Below are 20,989 nucleotides of genomic sequence, written 5' to 3'. Positions count from 1 at the left end.
ACATGACCTTTACCCCCGCTGATATCCTGCGTCTCGTTCAGGATGGTCGACTCGCGCCACAGCATGCGCGCGAACTGTTCGCGACGTCGGCCAGCCGCGCGCCCGCGCGCTTGGCCAACGCTTCGCCCAGAGGGGCGGATATCGCGATTATCGGTCTGTCGGGCCGCTTTCCCGGCGCGAATGACATAGCCGCCTTTTGGGACAATCTCGCGCACGCGCGGCATAGCGTCGCCCCGATTCCGTCGACTCGCTGGGACTGCGCCGATTTCTACGATCCGGACCGCACGGTTGCCAATAAAAGTTACAGCAAATGGGCGGGTCTCATCGACGACATTGCGGGCTTCGATGCTGATTTCTTCAACATCAGTCCGCGTGAGGCGCTGCTGATGGATCCGCAGCAGCGCCTCTTTTTGCAGGAGGCATGGCGTGCGATCGAGCACGCGGGTTATGCGCCTGATAGTTTGTCGGACCGTAAGTGTGGTGCATTTGTGGGCTGTGTTGCGGGCGACTACCTGACTCGCTTGCGAGACGAAGCCGTGCCGGTCGATGCCTATCACTTGACGGGCAACACGGGGTCGATTCTTGCCGCGCGGCTATCTTATTTTCTCAACTTAAAGGGCCCGGCCGTCGCAGTCGACACCGCATGCTCGTCGTCGCTCGTCGCCGTACACATGGCATGCGAGAGTCTATTGAGCAGCACATGCGACATCGCGATCGCAGGCGGTGTGATGCTGTTCAGCACGCCAGAATTGTTTGTGCAGGCATCGCGGCTGGGCATGCTGTCGCCAGACGGGCTTTGCAAGACCTTCGATAACCGCGCAAACGGTATCGTGCTTTCCGAGAGCGTGGGTGTCGTTGTGCTCAAGCGTATCGCGGATGCGCAACGTGACGGCGACACCATTCACGCGGTGATTCGGGGCTCGGGCATTAATCAGGATGGCAAAACGCCGGGCATCACCGTGCCGAGCGCGTACGCGCAGGCGGCGTTGATTGCTGACGTGCAGACGCGCGCAGGCATTCACCCGGAAACGATTGGCTATATCGAAGCACATGGCACGGGCACGCGGCTTGGCGATCCGATTGAGCTCGAAGCACTGACGGCCGTGTTTCGTCGGCAGACCGAGAAAAAGCAGTTTTGCGCGATCGGCTCGGTCAAGACCAATATCGGCCACGCTCAGATCGCAGCTGGCATCACATCGCTGATCAAAGCGGTGCTCTGTCTCAATCGCAAGCAATTGCCGCCATCGCTGCATCTCGAGCAGCCCAATCAGTTGATCGATTTTGAGAACAGCCCGTTTCGCACCATAGCGGCGCTGGAGTCGTGGCCTGCCGCAGCGGCTTATCCGCGACGTGCCGGGGTGACCTCGCTCGGGTTCAGCGGCACCAACGCGCATCTTGTGCTTGAAGAATACGTTGACGGGCATGCCGTACGTGCTGCATCTCCATCGCCCGCGATGGTAGGCGAGACGCTCACCGTGCTGTCCGCACGCACGCCTGAGCGCTTGCGCGCGCAGGCGGCACGTCTTCTCGACTGGATACGCACGACGAGCGAACCGCCCGCGTTTGCCGATATCGTCTATACGCTGCAAGTTGGGCGCACAGCGATGTCTGCACGCCTTGCCATTGTGTGTCGTACTGTCGCCGAGCTCGAGCTCGGACTTCGCCGTTTCATTGCCGGTGAGCACGATGGTGATGCGCTCTTTGTCGGCAGCTCGTCCGCGCAGCAGGACTCGTCGAATGATGCGCTCGCATCTTCGCTTCGGTCGCAAACCGGCGACGGCGCTGCGCGCATCGCGCGTGCTTGGGTGACAGGCGCGGCCGTTGACTGGGCTGCTTACCATGACGTAGGCGCGAGAAAACGCGTGCCGTTACCTGGCTATGCGTTCGCAAGTGATCGATATTGGCCGTCGGTTACGAAAGCGGACGGGACGGCGCGCGAGCGATCGGAGACGGTCGTCACATCGCACGCGGCGAATGCGCGTGCGCACAATGACAGCGCGTTGCATCCGCTGCTGTCGGTTGATTTGTCTGTGGCGGGCCAGCCACGCTTCGGCCATCGCTTCACGGGCGATGAAGTTTATCTGAAGGACCATGTCGTGTCCGGCGCACCGACGCTTCTCGGCGTTTCGCATTTGGAAATGGCGATTGTGGCGGAGGCATTGTCACGCGGCGCACGCGGCGAGGATCGCGCTGCGCGGGCGGACCAGTTGATACAAGTTCACAATGTCGCTTGGATCAAGCCGCTGATCGTAACCGACCAGCCGAAGCCGATGCAGATCGAGTGCGAGATGACGTCGCGCGGCCTCGCGTATCGCGTGAGTGGCCGCGACGATACCCGTGCTGAGCTGTACTCGCAGGGGCGCATCCGCTTTGTGCCAGCGCCAGCGCGTGCACCCTTTGTGGAGCTGCACGCCGTCAAGGCGCGGTGTGGCAACGTGTGGACAGCGGCCGACTGCTATCGGATCTTCGAGCGCAATGAGCTGTGCTATGGGCCGGGGTTGCGCACCGTCGAAACGTTATGGTGGAACGAAGCCGAATCGCTCGCGCGACTTATCCTGCCCGAGCCGTTGCGCGCCGATCTCCACGCGTACACGCTGCATCCATCGCTGATGGATGGCGCATTACAAAGCCTGCTTGGCTTGCTCGGTGATCCGTCGGGTGATGAGCGACTTTATATTCCGTACGCGCTTAGCGAGATCACGGTCTATGCACCGCTGATCGCGCATTGCTATGCGTATGCACGTGTGGCCGGCAATCATGGGGCGACGGAGTTTGCGGAAAAACGTTTTGATATCGATATCGTCGATGACGAAGGGCGTATTCTCGCCGCATTACGTGAACTTTCGTACCGTCCCTACACCAGGCGCAATAAGCCCAGTTTGCACCGATTTGCGCCGACGTGGCGGGCAGCCGAGCTCGCTTCCTCGAGTGCCGGAGCGCAGCGTATCCAGACTGTCGTGTTTGCAGCACACCGCACGTCTATTACGGCGCTTGCGGCAGCGATCGGCCATGAGCCGCTGCATGTCATTCTGTCCGATGCTGTTCAGCATCAGGCGGCGCATGATGCCGACGGGCAAGCGATTTACATTGGTCCTGAATCACACGCCGCATGGGAGGGCCTGGCGGCGCGTTTGGATACCGATGCGCGCTGCCGTTTGGTATTTTTGCCGGATGCTTATCCGGGCGACGGCACGGCGCTGCTCAAATCACTTTATAGGCTGTTTCAAACATTGCGCGGCAATCATGTGGAGCGCGCAAGGATATTGTTCGTCGCGCGTGACGACATGTACGCGACGCGTGCCAGCCAGTTCGCGTTCGCTGGCTTCGCGCGCGTGCTGCAGCGCGAGCAGCCGGGCTTCGTCGCCAGTGTGCTTGCGCTGCGCGATCCGTATGCGGTCCAGTCGGCGCAGCGGATTGTGCAGGAGCTGGAACACACGCCGGGGCTGGCCGACGTGCTTGCACAGTACCGCGACGGCGTGCGCGTCGTCAGGGGCATCGAGCGCTGGCACCGGCCGGCGTCCACGCCCCATGGCAAATTGTTCTGCGACGGCGGCGTCTATTTGATCACCGGCGGTGCGGGTGGGCTCGGATTGCAGATTGCCGCTGAATTGCAGCGCCGCTACGCAGCCAAGATCGTTGCATGTGGCCGATCAGCACCCGACAGGGTCGAGCACGCAATCGAACGGGCGGGCTTGGCGAGGCTGCCGGGCGCGTTTCGCTATGTACAGGCCGACGTCTGCAACGCCGCGGATGTCGAACGCCTGTGCCGCGTCGCGCGCGCGGAGTTCGGACGGATCAACGGTGTCCTGCATGCGGCGGGCGGTATTCGTGATAGCTTGATCGCGAAGCAGGACCCAGCGTTGCTCGATGCGGTAACGGATCCGAAGATACGTGGTGCAATGCTTGTTGATGAGATGACGCAAGATGATCCACTGGATGTCTTGGTCTTGTTTTCATCGATCTCATCGCTTGCTGGCACGATTGGGCAAAGTGGCTATGCGTACGCGAACGAGTTTCTCGACCACTTCGCCGATTGGCGCAACGCGTTGCGTGAACAGGGGCGGCGTGCGGGCAAAACGCTTTCGATCAACTGGCCTTATTGGCGAGACGGTGGTCTGCGCCTCGATGAGCAGAGCCAGACGCTGATGAAAACCGTCATGGGGGTCGAGCCCTTGACACTTGCGCAGGGCATTGAGGTTTTGTTTGACTTGTCCGAGACGGACCCGTCGTCGTTTTGTGTTGCGGCAGGCGACTTTGCGAAGATCGCGAAGACGATCGGTGTAACCGCTGAGGCCGCCAGTGCACCCATGTCTGCGCCTCGTACGGCGCTAACGAGTGCTGTGCCGAAGTTAGACGACGAGCTGGTCGCGATGGCCGGGGAGATTTTGCGACGCGCGCCGCGTACGATCTTGGTGGACACGCCGTTCGCCGACTATGGATTCGATTCCATCACCTATGTCGAATTCGCAAATCGCATCAACCGGGCATATGATATCGACATCACGCCCGCGCTATTTTTTGAGCATAAGACGATAGCGGCGCTTATCCGTCATCTCAATGAGGCGTACGAGTTCGCGCAGTGGCGCCAGGCGCCGGGCGAACGCGACGCGGCGGCCGCCGCTGCGCCTGTCGCACTAGCAAACGTGCGTGTTCAACTCGATGCCGCGCTCAAGGCGCTGGCGGGCGAAGTGCTGAAGCGCGACGCGCAGCGGTTCGATATGGCAATCGCCCTTGCTGATTATGGTTTCGATTCGATTACATACGTCGAGTTCGCGAACAAGCTGAACACACGTTTTGACGTTGACGTCACGCCGGCGCTGTTCTTCGAACACAAGACGCTCGGCGCAGTTGGCGCATTTCTCGCCGACGCGCATCGCGACGCTGTGGAGCAAGCGTTGGTCGAAACGGTGCCCAGCGCATTGCATCACACTGAAGATACGTCCGAAGGTGCCCAATCGAGCGCGTCTAGTGAGCCGGCCGTCGTCTTCGGATCCGCCAAGGCCACCGCGCGCACCGACGCGGCCGCTGAGTCCAATCACAACGATTTGGATCGCACAGCGCCGGCTGACCCGACCCAGCCTGCATTCGCGCCGTCCCCTGTCGGCGTGCGCTCCGGGTATCCGCCTGTGCCAGACGATGGAGCGATCGCGATAATTGGAATGGCGGGCATATTGCCGGGCTCGCCTGATCTCGAGCGGTTTTGGGCGCATCTCGAGGCGGGTGACGATTTGATTTCTGAAGTCCCGCCTGATCGTTGGAGTTGGCAGCAGTTGTACGGCGACCCGGGCGAAGGCGGCAAGACACGCGCGAAGTGGGGCGGCTTCATCGAAGACGTTGATAAGTTCGATAGTCTTTACTTCAACATCTCGCCGCATGAAGCGAAGTTAATGGATCCGGCACAGCGCATCGCGCTGGAAGTCGTGTTCGATGCAATCGGCAACGCTGGCTACGCGGCGGCCGATCTTGCCGGCACCCATACGGCGATGTATATGGGTGTCGGTGCGCTTGACTACCTGAACTTACTCGTTGAATCTGGACAAAGCGTCAGCGCCTATTCATCGACCGGATTGTCTCATTCGGTGCTCGCAAATCGCATTTCCTATCTGCTCGACCTTCATGGGCCGAGTCAGCCTATCGATACTGCGTGTTCGAGCTCGCTGATTGCACTGCACCGTGCAGTCGAGGCGATTCGCCATCACGGTTGCGAGATGGCCATTGCGGGGGGCGTCAACTTGATGCTGAGCCCGTTTCTCACGTTGTCGTTCAGCAACGCGGGCATGTTGAGCGAAGATGGCCGATGTAAAACGTTCAGCCGGCGGGCGAATGGGTACGTGCGCGGTGAGGGTGCGGGAGCCGTTCTACTTAAGCCGCTTGCGAAGGCGCTCGAAGACGGCGACACGATCCACGCGATCATTCGCTCGACGGCGGAAAACCACGGTGGCCGCGCGTCGTCACTGACGGCGCCTAACCCCGCCGCGCAGGCGGCGCTGCTCATCGACGCCTATACCCGCGCGGGTGTTGATCCTGCCACGGTCACTTACATCGAGACGCACGGTACTGGCACGCCGCTTGGTGATCCAATCGAGGTCAACGCGCTCAAAAACGCGTTCGCCAAGCTTGCAACGCAGTATGGCGGCTCGCAGCATGCGCATCGCTGTGGTCTCGGCTCTGTGAAGACCAACATCGGTCACCTTGAAGCCGCTGCCGGGATGGCGGGCCTCTTCAAGGTTGTCCTGTCGATGCAGCATCGCACATTGCCACCGAATCTGCATTTTGATGAAGTAAACCCTTATGTGCGGCTGGACGATAGCCCCTTTTACGTCGTCGATCGTTTGCAGCCGTGGAATGCATTGCACGATGGTGACCAGCTGATTCCGCGCCGCGCCGGCGTCAGCAGCCTCAGCTTTTCCGGTGCTAACGCGCACGTCGTGCTGGAAGAATACGTTGAGCGGCGCCCACGCGCGGTACCGCATGGGGCGCAATTGATCGTGCTATCGGCGCGCAGCCGTGACCGCTTGATGGAGTCGGTGCGCCGTCTCGCGCGGTGTCTCGAAACGACCCCCGAGCTATCACTCGCCGATGTCGCCTATACGTTGCAGGTCGGCCGCGATCAACACAGCGAGCGTATCGCGATCGTCGCCGACAGCATCAGCACGCTGTCCGAGCGTTTGAACGATGTGTTGGCGGGCCGTCCGTTCCCGCCGACATGCGTGTGGTTCAGCCGCGATACGTCAGATGCGACGGACGATGACGCCGGCAACGCGCCGGACAGCGATGTCGGCGGGCGCAATGCACTTGCTGCGGGTGATCTCACCGCGCTCGCCCAGCGCTGGACTGCGCGACCCGAGGAGAAGATGGACTGGCGTGCGTTACCCCGCGCGCCGTACGTGCGGCGTGTGCCGTTGCCCACCTATCCGTTTGCACGGGTTCGCCATTGGGCCATTGAGTCGCGCGACGCGCCTAGGGACAAGCCGATGCTCGTGGGTGTCGCTGAGCATTGGACCGCTGCGAATGCGCGCCCGCCGGCGCTGATTGCGAATGCGCGTCGTGTCGTGCTTTGCTGCCTTTCAAATGTCCAATGGCAGACGCAGCTTGTTGAATTGGCCGCTGAGTGGATGCCGCAGACCCGCTTGGTCTTCCTCTCACGATACGCGAGTACATCCGACGGTGGCTATGTCGTGGATCTTGACGATCCGGAACAGATGGCGACGAGCTGTGCAAACGTCGTTCGCACACACGGCGAGGTGGACGGGATACTGTTTCTGTGGCCGCTCGAGGAGCCGACGTTCACGGCTCGCACGGACGCGATCGCCACGGTGCTTCAAGGACTTTGCCAAGTCCAGCGTCCGCCCGCGCGGGTGCTTGCCGCGGGCGCGTGCCGAACAGCGCTCGAGCGGTGTCAAGTAGAAGCGTGGGTTGGACTCGAGCGTTCGGCGCGTCAGTCAATGCCGGACAGTGAGCTATTCGCGGTGATCCTCAAAGGCAGTGTGCCGCTCGACGCCCACACGACACGCGTGGCGCTTGAACGCGTGCTGAGCGAATGGCTTGCGTCGAATGCGAAAAGTGTCCTATACGACGGCGATGCGCGTTGTGAGCTCGTCCGCGCACGCGTCGCACTGCCCGTTTGGGACGCCTCTTTGGCGGGCGAGGCACTGCCATCGGCGCGCGCGCGAACCTGGCTCATCACGGGAGGCAATGGGCGCCTCGGCATGCTGTTTGCCGACTATCTTGCGCGTACGCATGGCGCGGCTGTCCGGCTAGCGTTGATGGGCCGCTCCCCGCTGACCACGCAGCTCGGCACACGGCTCGATGCATTACGCGCGCACGGCGCACAAGTGCGTTACTTCCAAGCGGACGTGACAGACCGCGTCGCGATGCAGGCGGCGGTGCACGAGGCGAGAGCGGCTTTGGGTCCGTTCAGCGCGTTGCTGCATGCGGCGGGCGTTGAAGAAGGGCGCCCAATTTTGGAAGCAAGTGTCGATGAGTTTCGCCGTGTGTTGGCTGCGAAGACAACGGGGATTGAGATCGTCGATGCGTTGACGGCGGGAGATCCGCTTCTTTACGCGTGCTATTTCGGTTCCACGGCGGCGTTGCTCGGCGACATGGGGGCGGGTAGCTACAGTGTCGCTAACCGTTTCCTGATGGCGCATGCAGCGTATCGTAACCAGTTGGTCGCACAACATAAGCGGCACGGGCGTACCGTATGCATCGGTTGGCCGCTATGGCGTGAAGGCGGCATGGGCGCTGTGCGAGCCGCAGCTGATTCGGACGAGGCGAGTGGTCTCGCACTCTATCTGCAGAGCAGCGGGTTTGCGTTGCTGACAGCCGATGTGGGCTTGTCCGCCTTTGAGGCTGTGTTGGAGAGCGGCGTTGAGCAGGTCGCGCTGTTGTATGGCAACGCGCATCGCATCGATCGCTTACTCACGCTGGAGCCGGCCATCGGCGAGCCTGTCGCGGCGCCGGTGGCCTCCATTCCGCCCCGTGAGGACGCGATGCCGAATCGCGTCGAGAAAGCGCTTGACGCCGCGCGCGTGGCGACAAGCGGTCATGACGTGCGCGGCGTTACGCGCAATCTTCTGCAAGAGTTGAAGGTGTTGGCGAGCGAGCTGTCGCAGATTCCAGTCGAGGACATTGCGTCGCATGCGGCCTTGAGTACGTATGGTTTCGACTCTATTGGACTTGCTCGGCTCGCGAGAAAGATGCATGAACGTTTCACCGTGCCGGTCACGCCCGCGCTGTTCTTCAGCTATCCGACGCTCGACAAGCTTGCCGCGCATTTGGCGCATGAGCATCATGCACATTTGACGGCGCGTTACGTTTCGTCGTCTACCGCTGCGCACAGTGAGCGCGACACTCAAGGTTTGCGGCCGACACCCGATGATCAGCGCGCGCAAGGCACACACGGCAAAGGCACACAAGCCACACAAGATGCACCCACGGGAAAACGCGTGTTGGGCGCTGCCCGTGAGCCTATTGCAATCATTGGGGTAAGTGGCCGTTTCCCGCAAGCCGACTCGGTCGATGAAATGTGGCAAATTTTGCTGAACGGCCACGACGCGGTGACAAGCGAGAACGCGCCGCCTGGTTATCACTGCGGCTCCTTACGTGGCCCGGGTGATTTCGATCCGCTTTTCTTTGGCATTTCGCCACGCGCGGCCGAGGAGATGGATCCGCGTCAGCGCTTGCTCCTTGAAGAGTCGTGGCGCGCGCTCGAGCATGCGGCGATCGGTCCGGGGCATCTTGCATCGCAGCGCGTTGGTGTGTTCGTCGGTCTGGAAGAAGGCGAGTACTTCCGTTTGGGCGGCGGCGGCTCGATTACCGCGCATCACAGCGCAATCACCGCGTCGCATCTCGCGTATCTGCTCAACTTCGACGGTCCCGTCATGACGATCAACACTGCGTGTTCGTCCGGGCTCGTCGCACTGCATCAAGCATGCCAAAGCTTGCAGCTGGGTGAGTGCGACATCGCACTGGTGGGTAGCGTGCATTTAATGTTGACGAAGGACGCATTCACGCGCCTGGACGAAGCCGGCATGCTGTCGGCAGACGGCCGTTGCTGCACGTTCGACCGGCGCGCGAACGGCATGGTACCGGGTGAGGCGGTCGTGACGCTCGTCGTCAAGCCGTTGTCCTCTGCGCGTGCGGATGGCGATCCGATCCTGACCGTGATCGCCGGCAGCCAAATCAACTACGACGGCAAGACCAACGGCATCACTGCGCCGAACGGCGCTGCGCAAGTCAAATTGCTCAGGAACACCTATGCCGCTTGTGGGTTATCGCCACGGCAAATCGACTATATCGTGACGCATGGAACGGGCACATCGCTTGGCGATGCGGTCGAGGTCAATGCGCTTGCCGAGGTATTCGGTCAGTGCGCTGACGGCCCGCATTGCGCGCTCACGTCGACCAAGACGAACTTCGGGCACACGCTTGCAGCGTCAGGCCTTGTCAGTGCGCTGTGCCTTATGTCGGCGCTGCGCCATGGCGTGATTCCGCCTAGCCTACATTTTGATACGCCAAATGAGTTCGTCGACTGGAGCGAGAGCGCGCTCTTTGTGAACACCGAAGCGCGCGCCTGGCCCGCTGACACGCAGCGGCTTCGCTACGGCGCGGTTAGCGCATTCGGCATGAGTGGTACGAACGCGCATGTCGTGATGCGCGATCTTGCTGCCCACGAGCAGCGCGCGGTGCAGCGCTTTCAAACCGCGCCGGCCTACCTGCTCGCGTTGTCGGCGCGCTCCATTGCGTCGCTGTGTGAGCGCATTCGGCAGTTGATCGACTACCTGAACAGTGATGTACCGGTCGATATGTCGGCGCTTGCGTACACGCTGCTGGAAGGCCGCCATCACTTCGAGTATCGCTGTGCGATTGTCACGACTGATCGCGTTGCCGCAGCGGCACTGTTACAGCGGTTGTTGGCCGAGCGTCTCGCGTCTGCGAACGCGCGTTCGAACTTGAGTGATGACTTACACGCTGAAGTGTTTGAGGGCCGCGCGTTCATCGGCAAGCACGACGGGCGCGATGTCGGGCAACCGGCCATTGAACGGATGGTCGAGATGCTCGTGCAGCAGCTCGGTGACGACCTCGCTGACGACAGCGGTGATCTGACCGCCGACGGCCACGAAGCAGCACTGTACGCGCTTGCCGATTTTTATCGCCAGGGCTATACGATCCCATGGCGCTTGCGTTACCGGGATCGCGTACCGGATCGCCATGCGCTGCCGACTTATCCGTTCGAGCGACAGCGTTATTGGGTTCGCGTGGCCGTGCCAGAACAGCCGACGCAGACGCCATTGCATCCGTTACTCCATGCACCAGGGCGCGACGATGCACGATCGCCGAGCTTCGTGTCGTCTTTTACCGGCCGCGAGTCCGTGCTTGCTGACCATCTCATCCACGGCCGCCGCATCTTGCCGGGCGTTGCTTATCTGGAAATGGCGCTCGTAGCGGCCGTGCGGGCGCTACCGCCGCATCGGCGGGCGAATGTTTCCGTTGTATCGCTTAGCCGAATCGGCTGGATAGCGCCTTTTATATCGAATGACACCGAGCATCGAACGCTCGAGACCCGCGTCGAACGGCTCGATGCACACGCGCCCGGCGCGACAGATGCCTTTTCTTTTACGATCGCGAGCCGGCCGGACGAGGGTGGCATGTCGGCCGAGACGGTCCATTGCCAGGGCGTCATCTCTGCGCGAATGGCGGCGGACGACGATGGCATGTTGGTCGAGACGCTCGACCTCGCTGCTGTTCAGGCGCGTTGCCCGCGTACTGTCGATGCCGCCGCATGCTATGACGCGTTTGGCGTGGCCGGTCTCGCATACGGGGACGGCTATCGTGCGATCGAGTGGGTGCATTGCGGCGAGGTAGAGTGTCTTGCGCTGCTGCACCTGCCCGCAGGGGTGTCGACTGATGAGCTCGCGCGATCGGGGCGCGTCGGGGAGGCGGTGACAGACGGTGAACGCACGCTGCGTCACGTGATGCATCCGGCGCTTGTCGATGGCGCGTTGCAGGCTATCGCCGGATGGTTCTTGCAGCGCGAGGGTGCGGTACCGTCGCACGTGCCGTTTGCGCTCGAGCGGGCCGACGTTTTGGGTCCCACGAGTGCGCGCATGTGGGCACGGCTGACGATGTCGGGTGAGGCAGCGACGCGCAAGCTCAATGCTGAGTTATACGATGCCGATGGCAAGCTTCGCATTCGGCTCAGTGGCTTGTCAGCGCGCGAGATTGCACCCGAGTATCAGGTTGGCACGGCAGCAGGCGACGCAGCGCGCGAGCCAATCCGGTTGTCTTGCCGCTGGCTTGAGCAAGCGCATGCCGAGCCGCACGAAGGGGCGCCCATTGCTGGAGAGCGTCGCGACATGTTGATCGTCGCCGCAAACGGCGACGAGCGTGAGCTCATCGAGCGGGCACGCGAGATACCCGATACGCGCTCGGAAGTTTTGTCGGTGCCGGTGGACGGCACGGACAGTTTCGCACTCGCGAAAGCGTTTGAGGTGGCGGCGGTCGCTGTCTTTGAGCGTATTCGCACGTATCTCGCCGAGGGGGGTGGGCGGGCGCCCATTCATTTACAGGTTGTCGCGGTCGGTTGGCCCGCCAATCCACTCGTACTCGCGCTCGACGGCTTACTGAAGACGGCTCAGCAGGAGAATCCACGGCTGCGCGGCCAGGTCGTCGCGGTGGATGTCCTTGATCGAGCGGCGTTACAGGAGGTTGCACGGGCGGCGGCTGATTCCCTGCACAAGGTCGTTTGGCTTGACGGCACACGCCGCAAAATTCCAGTCTGGTCCGTTGCCGCGATAGAGGAGAATGCGCGCCCCGTGTGGCGTAACGGCGCGTGCTATCTCATCACGGGCGGCGCGGGTAAGCTAGGGCACCTCTTGATGTGCAATATTGTCGAGGCGGCGCCCGAGGCGCGTGTCGTGCTTGCGGGGCGTGCCGCACTTGGCGAGGCGGAGCGCGCCGCGCTCGAGCCATTCGGCGGCCGCATTGAATACCGGCAAGCCGATGTGTCCCGGCTCGATGAGGCGCAGGGGCTCGTTGCTGCGATCGAGGCTGCGCACGGTCGGCTCGACGGCGTGATTCACTGTGCTGGGGTGATCGAGGATAATTTCATCGTCAACAAGCGTGCGACCGAGTTCACGCGTGTGCTCGCGCCAAAAGTCGCGGGTGTCGCGTGCATCGATCACGCGACCCGACATCTGGCACTCGATTGGTTCGTGCTGTGCGCATCAGCGAGTGGCGTGACGGGCAACGTTGGCCAGGCGGATTATGCTGCCGCCAACGCGTTCCTCGACGGCTTTGCGCATTACCGCAACGCGCTTGTGGCGCGCGGCGAGCGGCGTGGCCATACGTTGTCTGTCGACTGGTCGCTTTGGGAAGCAGGGCGCATGCGTCCCGATTCGCAAACCGAGGCACGACTGTGGCGCGAGCATGGGATCCGACCGCTTGGCACGCGTACAGCGCTGACGGCGCTTCATGCGGGGTTGCACGGTGGCGAGACACAGATGCTTGTTGCCGAAGGCGATCGTCGCGCGGCGCTCGCGCGCTTTGGGCTTGCCGAACCGGTCGAGCCAGCACGCTCATCCAGTCAGCATCGCACACCAGCGCATGTCGATAGTCACACGCACGTTGCGTCGCCGCACGCGGCCGGTGACCTTCTGGTGGCGACGATCGATTACTTTAAGCAACTGCTCGCTGATATCTTTGGGTTGCCGCCCCATCGGATTCACGAGCACGAGCCGCTCGAGCGCTACGGAATCGATTCGATTATGGTGGTCCGGCTGACCGGCAAACTGGAAACGGTTTTCGGCCCGCTGTCAAAGACATTGTTCTTTGAGTACCGCACACTTGGCGCGCTATGCAGCTATTTCGTTGAGCAACATACCGAGCAGCTGACAAGCGTGCTCGCGCCGTCGTACGTTGCCACTGCACCGGGCGAGGCATCATCCGAACCAGCGACGCGTGCCGGGCGTACGGCGGTCGCGCCGAAAGCGGCCGATGGAGACGACGCACCTGCTGCTGGGGCCAACGGGCCATCGAACGGCGCAGAATCGGTGGGCGCATTTGCGATCATTGGGCTGAGTGGCCGCTATCCACAAGCCGGCAATCTTGACGAATTTTGGGCAAATCTATGTGCGGGCCGTGATTGCATCACGGAGATTCCGCGTGCGCGCTGGGATCACGATCGCTATTTCCACACGGGTGAGTACCGGCCGGGCACGACGTACGGTAAGTGGGGAGGTTTCATCGACGACGTTGATTGCTTCGACACGGTCTTCTTCAACATTTCACCGCGCGAGGCAGCAGTTCTGGACCCGCAGGAGCGACTGTTCTTGCAGTGCGCGTATCACGCACTCGAGGACGCGGGCTACACGCGAGCGTCGATTGCCGCTGCGGCGCGCCGGCGTATGCCGCACGGAGGTGTCCAAGGACTTGACGGGGCGGCCGTCGGCGTATTTGTCGGCACGATGTACAACGAGTATCAGCTATACGGTGCGCAGCAGACTGCGCTTGGCCAGCCGCTCGCGATTCCGGGCAATATCGCGTCGATTGCCAACCGCGTGTCGTACTTTTGTGATTTTCACGGGCCGAGCGTCACGCTCGACACAATGTGCTCGTCATCACTGAGCGCGATTCATCTTGCGTGCCAGAGCATTGCGGCCGGTGAGTGCGCGTTCGCGATCGCAGGTGGCGTCAACGTTACTGTGCATCCGAACAAGTACCTTGTACTCGGACAGGGGCGCTTCTTGTCCGAGGACGGGCGGTGCCGCAGCTTTGGCGAAGGCGGCAGCGGTTATGTTCCTGGCGAAGGCGTTGGCGCTGTGCTGATTCGGCCGCTGGACGATGCGCTGGCTGACGGCGACCTGATTCACGGCATCATTTGCGCGTCATCGGTCAATCACGGTGGCAAGACCAATGGTTATTCAGTGCCGAATCCGAACGCGCAGGCGGCGCTCATCGCGGATGCATTGCGGCGCGCACGCGTCGAGCCCAAAGCGATCAGCTACGTGGAGGCGCATGGCACGGGCACGGCGTTGGGTGATCCGATTGAAATCTCGGGACTGACGCGTGCATTCGCGGGCCGCGACCCTGCATCGGCGCGTTGTGCGATCGGCTCGGTCAAATCCAACATTGGGCATGCTGAAAGTGCTGCCGGCATGGCTGGGCTCACGAAAATCCTGCTGCAGATGCGACATCGCACGCTGGTGCCGTCGTTGCACGTGGACGTGACGAATCCAAACATCAACTTTGATCAAACACCGTTTCGCCTGCAGCGCGAACTTGCCGACTGGCCCACCCCGATAGGGGAGCCACGCATCGCGGCTATTTCGTCATTCGGAGCGGGAGGCTCGAACGCGCATCTCATCGTGCGCGAGCACATCGATGATGTGCCGCCAGCACGTGCCGACGCGAGTGCGCCGTGGTTCGTGCCGCTATCAGCGCGCACCGCCGTACAACTTCTCACGAACGTCGAGCAATTGATCGCGGCCATCGATGGAGGAACGCTGCGCGATTGTGCGGGTATCGCGTACACGCTTCAGGTCGGACGTGAAGCGATGCGCGAGCGCCTCGCCTTCTCGGCTGATTCACTTGACGAGCTAGCACGCCGCTTGCGCGCCGTGCGCGACGGTTGGCACGAGATCGAGGCTGCGCTTGCCGACCTGGGATCAGGCGCCGTGCTCGCGTGGCGTATGCCTACCGATGCGGTGCTGTATCGCGCGAAAGCCAAGGTGGGCGGTCCTTCCATGCCCGCCGACGCTAGTCATGATGCGGTGTTGCACGCGTGGGTCGGCGGTGCGGCCGTCGATTGGGCCGAGTATCGCACGGGCGCCGCGCCACGCCGGGTCAGGTTGCCGCTGTATCCGTTCGCGAAGGAGCGTTACTGGGCGCCCGTCGACTTAGACGCCCATGTGCACCGCGCGGCTTCGCAGACGAGCGACGACAACACGATCCTGGCGCGCACCTGGCGGCGTACGCCGGACAACCTCGTACCGGAGTCCGGTCCTCGACCGGAGGAGGGCGCGCTGCTGATCCTTTGCACGCCTGCGACGTACGACTTGGCGCGCGCGCTCTTCGTGCGAGCCGGCGAGCACATCGAAAAGCATTATGCCGTGCATGGCGCAAACGCCCTCGACGCATCGGCAATGGACGTCGATTTCGACAGCGAAGACAGCGGATTGGCTGCCTACCAGTCGTTCTCGATGCGGCTGTCGCGACGGCCGTTGGGCGTGATTGATGTGACCGCCCTCGATGCTGGCTACGAAGCGTCGGCTGTACCCGAGCTCGGCAAAATCGCGCTTTTACAGGCTTTCTTGAAAGCGCACCGCACGCACGGCCCGAGCTTGCTGCAGGTGACGTATCAGTTGGCGGCGTGGCGCGGCTCGGCAACCTTGCAGGGCGCGCGTATAACGGGGCTTTATCGGATGCTGACGGCGGAGTACCGGTCTGTGCGCTCTGGCATGATGGACACCGACGAAGACCTGCGTACGGCCGACCGGCTTGTTGCTCAAATTGAGCGCGAATTTCGGACGGGGCCCGTCACCGAGTGCTGTTATCGCGGCGGCGAGCGTTTTATGCCAGCGATGCGTACGCTCACCCCATTGCACGTGGAATCAGCGACCGTCTACCGGTCCGACGATGTGGTACTCATCACAGGTGGCACGGGCGGTCTCGGCGCGGCGGTGGCAGAGCATGTCGCGCGCGCAGGCGTGGGCGCCATTGCTGTCATTGGCCGCGAAGTGTTGCCTGCTCCCGACAATTGGCCGCGTTTGCTCGCTGCGCACAACGTGGCCGAAGTCGGTGTGCGCACGCTTGAGAAAGTCGCGCGATTGCAAGCGCTCATTGAGTGCGGAGTGCGTGTGCATTACGCAGCCTGTGCGCTCGACGGCGACGCTGGCGTTGCTGCCGCCATTGCATCGATCGAAGGTACGCTGGGTCCTATTACGGGCGTATTCCATTGTGCTGGTTTGACGAGCGCTGATCCGGCGTTCGTCGGCAAGCCACCAGCGGAGATCGCGGCCGTCTGTGCGCCAAAGATGGCAGGTCTTGCGGCGCTATATGAGCGCGTCAAGGGCGACCGACTGCGCTTTTTCATGATGTTCTCATCGGTGTCCGCGTTGGCGCCGCGGCTCGCCGCCGGACAAAGTGACTACGCGATGGCGAATGCGTACATGGACTGCTTTGCACAGCATTGTCATGCGCTAGGGGACGTAGGTGTGCGTTCGCTGCAGTGGCCCGCGTGGGCAGAGACTGGCATGGCAGTGGGCAATGCGATGCCCGCGTTCGACATGAGTGGGCTGAAGCCGATTCCGACACGCAGTGGGCTGGCGCTGCTTGACCGTTGCGTCGCCCTGGCGGTGAGCGTTGACGGGCCGGCTGTCCTGGCGCCGTGCCGAGTCGATGCGGATCGCTTCGACCCGAACGCGCTCATCGCTGAACTCCCCGTTCTTGCGCACACCGCTACATCCGCCGTACGGCCACAGCCGACGCCTGATGTCACAGCACCCGATGTCGCAGCACCCGATGCCGCGGCGCGCGAACGTTTGCTTGTGGCGACGGAAGCTTGGGTGCGCGAGATGCTGATCGACGAACTGAAATTCACTGCCGAGCAGGTGGCAGACCGCGATGTGTCGTTTGCCGACTACGGCATTGAGTCTGTGATGGTGTTGCAGTTGATTGCACGGATGAGTGCGCTAACGGGCAAGAAGCTCGATCCATCGCTGATGCTCGAGTACACAACGCTGGGCTCGCTTTGCGAGCATTTGGTCGGCGCGCATGAGGCGGCGCTTACTCACCACTTTGGTGATGCAGGTGCGGTACTCGAGCACGGCGTACGCAAGGAGGTGGGTGATGCCAAGGAGGTGGGCGATGCTACAGCGTTGAACGCCCGGACCACCGCCACCCAAACCGAGACAGCTGAGAAAGCGGCAGTCGAAGTCGTCAGTCCGAGCTCGGCACAATCCCATGTGCGCACGAGTGATATCGCGATCATTGGTCTTGCGCTTCGTTTGCCTGGCGCATCGGACGTCGATGCGTTTTGGCGGTTGCAGACGAGTGGACGCTCGGCGATCTCGCCGATGCGCGACGCTCGTTGGCCAAGCGGCCATGGGAAACCAATCTACGCGGGTTGGCTCGACGATATTAGCGGTTTCGATTCGACGTACTTCGGGTTGCACGCCTCAGATGCGGCGGTAATGGACCCACAGGCGCGGCTGATGATGGAAGAAAGCCTGAAAGCGCTGTGTGACGCTGGCTATGCGCGCGACGAGTTATCTGGCAGACCAGTCGGCGTATACATCGGTGGGCGGCTGCAGGTTACCGCAGATGCGCAGGGTCTTGCGGCGGCCGCACATCCCATTCTCGGTGTGGGCCAGAATTATCTGGCGAGCAACATTTCGCGCTTTTTTAACTTCACGGGCCCAAGCATGGTCGTTGATACCGCGTGCTCGTCTGGTTTGACGGCGATGTCGCTCGCGTTCGATGCGCTGCGCGGTGGCTCGATCGACATGGCGTTGGTCGGCGCGACAAGCCTGCTGACGACATCACAAGCGCATGACCTGTTCGCAGCGCGCAACATCCTGAGCCCCGACGGCGTGTTTCGCATTTTTGACCGCGATGCAGCGGGTGACGTGCTCGGCGAGGGTGTCGTCGCGCTCGTGTGCAAATCGCTTGAGCGGGCGCAAGCGGACGGTGACCGCGTCTATGCGGTCGTTAAGGCGCTGGCGGTCAATAACGACGGACGTACGCTCGGCCCGGGCTCACCGAACTTAAATGCGCAGCGTGACGTGATGCGGCGAGCGCTCGAAGTGGCGGGCAAGTCCGCGACGGACATCGGCTACATCGAAGTTAACGGCGGTGGGTCGGCGGTTGTCGATGCGGTTGAAATCAAGGCGCTCGCACAAGTTTATCAGCTCGACGACATGCGGCTTGCATCGTGTCTGCTTGGCTCGGTCAAGCCGAGCGTCGGTCATTTGCTTCTAACGGCGGGGCTTGCCGGTTTCGTGCGCTGCGCACTGAGTGTGCATCACGGCCAAATTCCGCCGAGTTTATGCGCCGAGCAACCGTTCGAGCATTACGACTTTGGTTCGTCGCGTGTGCGCTTCAATCGTGAGCCGCTTGACTGGCAAGGAGGAGCGGGCGCACCGAGAGTCGCTGCACAAAGTTGCTTTCCTGATGGGGGAACGAATTGCCACGTTATCGTCGAGGAATTCGTGCCGAATGCGGGGTATGTGCAGCGTCGTCACGCGCTGCCGCCACCCGAACTGCGGCGTCAGACCTTTGCCAGAACGCAGCCGCCAAACACGCATGCGCCGCTGTATCGTGTAGCCGCTCGGAACAGCGCAATGCATGCCAATTACTTACCGATTCAGTCGAGCTGGGGCGCGATTCATGAAAAAAGAATTTAACCTCGTTATCTCTGCTTCGCACCCAGTCATTGCCAATCACAGGGTGCAGGACCAGCCGGTGCTGCCTGGCCTCGCGTACATCGATCTGCTCATGACCGTCGTGCGTGATGCATTGCAGATCGATTGCTTCGGATCGGAATTGCGCGACGTGGTCATCTATCGGCCACTCATCGTTGCTAGTGACGATGTGCCCTTGACGATTGGTGTGAGCCGCCTCGATGGCGGCGCCTATGCAATCGACGTCGCGCCCGACGGCATGCCCACTGAGCGTTACTGCACGGCCGAGCTGCATCCGAGCGCGGCGCGTACCGAACCTGATCTCGACCTCGCCGAGTTTGGTGCTGCGCCTGAACGCCGGTTCGATCTTGCGACACTTTACAGGCGAGCTCGTGAGCGCGGATTGTCACACGATGGATTAATGCATGCGCACGGCGTTGCGCGCCGATTCGATTGGGGCTGCCTGATTGAGCTGAGCGTGCCGCCGGCGCAGCGACATCTGCTCGCACACGCCACGTTTCATCCAACGCTCATCGACGGCGCAGCCGTTGCGTCGTCGATCCTTGAAACGGCGCTTCCAGCATCCGTTGCGGATGAACAAGTGACTGCAGACGACGCGCTGTACCTGCCGTTGCACTACGGTGCGTTTCGCGCCCGCGCGCCGCTTCGCGACGCATGCATTGCGCGGGTGCGGCTCGATCGTATCCAGGTCAGCCACGACATCCGCAAGCTCGATATTGATTTCTACGATGAAGCGGGGCATTGGCTCGCATCGCTGGCCGAGCTTACCGGCAAGCGTGTGAGAGGTGGGATCGGTGCGTCGCCGATGCCACTGCAGGCCCATAGCGACGCCAGCCGCGCGCGCGACGCGTCTATTCGCAGCGCACGCACGGCCACCTCGCCTTCGCATGAGCGTGTGGCCGATGAGGGTGACGCGCTTGGGCTGGAGCAGCATTTATGCGACGTGTTCGCTGTCCATCTTGGCGTCGCGCCGCAATCGATTGACGTGCATCGCGGCTTTTTCGACATGGGTTTGAGTTCCGCGCAGATGCTGATGATCTTGAAGGACGTCGAGCGTTTGCTGTCCCGGCGTCTCAATCCAACACTGCTGTTTGAGTACAACACGATCGACGAACTGCTTCAACATTTCCGGGATACTGTACCCGTACGTGCGGACCAGAATTGGACGGCCGCCTCGACATCCGAATCCACACCGCTCACGCAGGCGCGCGGCGCAGCTGAACCCGCGCGCTATCGATTTGACGCGGTCGAGCCCCATCTGGCGGATCATCTCGTTGATGGCAAACCCGCGCTGATGGGCTTGACTTATCCGTGTCTTGCGCTGCAAGCCTGCGTGGCCGCTGAGCAACAGTACCCCGTCGGCCTGGAAGAAGTCCGGTTCCACGGTGGTCCGCTGAGGCTTGAATCCGGACAAGGCGTCGGGGTCGAGATTCGTCTTGAGCGCGATGCGAACGGGCAGCTGCGCTTTTTGGCGCAGCAGCGCGTTGACGGCACGACGGACTGGACGCCGTGCTGCGAGGGGCAGATTGGGTACGCGCATGCAGCCGAGCCCGCACCGCTGGATTGGGACGCGATCGTCAAAGACGCGCGGGAGCTGCCGCGCGGCGAAATCGAACGATGGTTTGACACCGTGCCGGCGTTTACGATCGGTCCCGCGCTGCGCTCGATTCAGCGTGCTTTTGTCCTTGACGACGGCGCGCTCGTCAGCGAAGTCGATTTGACGGGCAAGCGGCATGCACTGGGGTTGTATCTCGATCCGTTGCTGTTGAACGTTTGTTACCAATTCGATTTGTCGGGCGACGTTTCGCACGATGCGGCGCCGACTTTCGTGCCTTTCGTTATCGAGCGTCTGGCACTTTGGCGTCCGATGACAGAGCGCGCGGTCGTGGTGACCCGGCCAAGGCAGCTCAATTCCAGCTTCATCACGCTCGATGCGACGATTTACGATGATGCGGGCCGGTGCGTCGCCGCGCTGACGAATGCGTCATTGTGTCAACTCGTGCGCCGGGAAGGCGCCATGGTGCACAGCACGCATGCGCGGCCTGTTGCGATGAATCCGGGCGCGG

Annotated in this window: 2 protein-coding genes (1 of these 2 running past the window's edge); both read left to right on the top strand. The window is 62.1% G+C overall.

Features of this window, described 5'->3' with window-relative positions; translation table 11 throughout:
- The first annotated feature begins 2 nt into the window (after positions 1-2).
- Positions 3-18,905 carry an SDR family NAD(P)-dependent oxidoreductase gene (locus tag KQH60_RS14325; protein ID WP_237577086.1) on the top strand — a complete coding sequence of 6,301 codons (18,903 nt, stop codon included), beginning with the start codon at positions 3-5 and terminating at the stop codon, positions 18,903-18,905.
- On the top strand, positions 18,889-20,989 hold the 5' portion of the coding sequence (locus KQH60_RS14320) for a beta-ketoacyl synthase N-terminal-like domain-containing protein (protein ID WP_237577085.1). It continues 5,279 nt past the right edge of the window; only the first 2,101 of its 7,380 coding nucleotides appear in the window; it begins with the start codon at positions 18,889-18,891; its stop codon lies beyond the right edge, outside the window. The genes KQH60_RS14325 and KQH60_RS14320 overlap by 17 nt, the downstream gene beginning before the upstream one ends.

Source organism: Mycetohabitans sp. B8 (genome assembly GCF_021991875.1).
In the GTDB taxonomy this organism is placed as follows: Bacteria; Pseudomonadota; Gammaproteobacteria; order Burkholderiales; family Burkholderiaceae; genus Mycetohabitans.
This window is presented reverse-complemented; position numbering and strand designations above follow the sequence as displayed.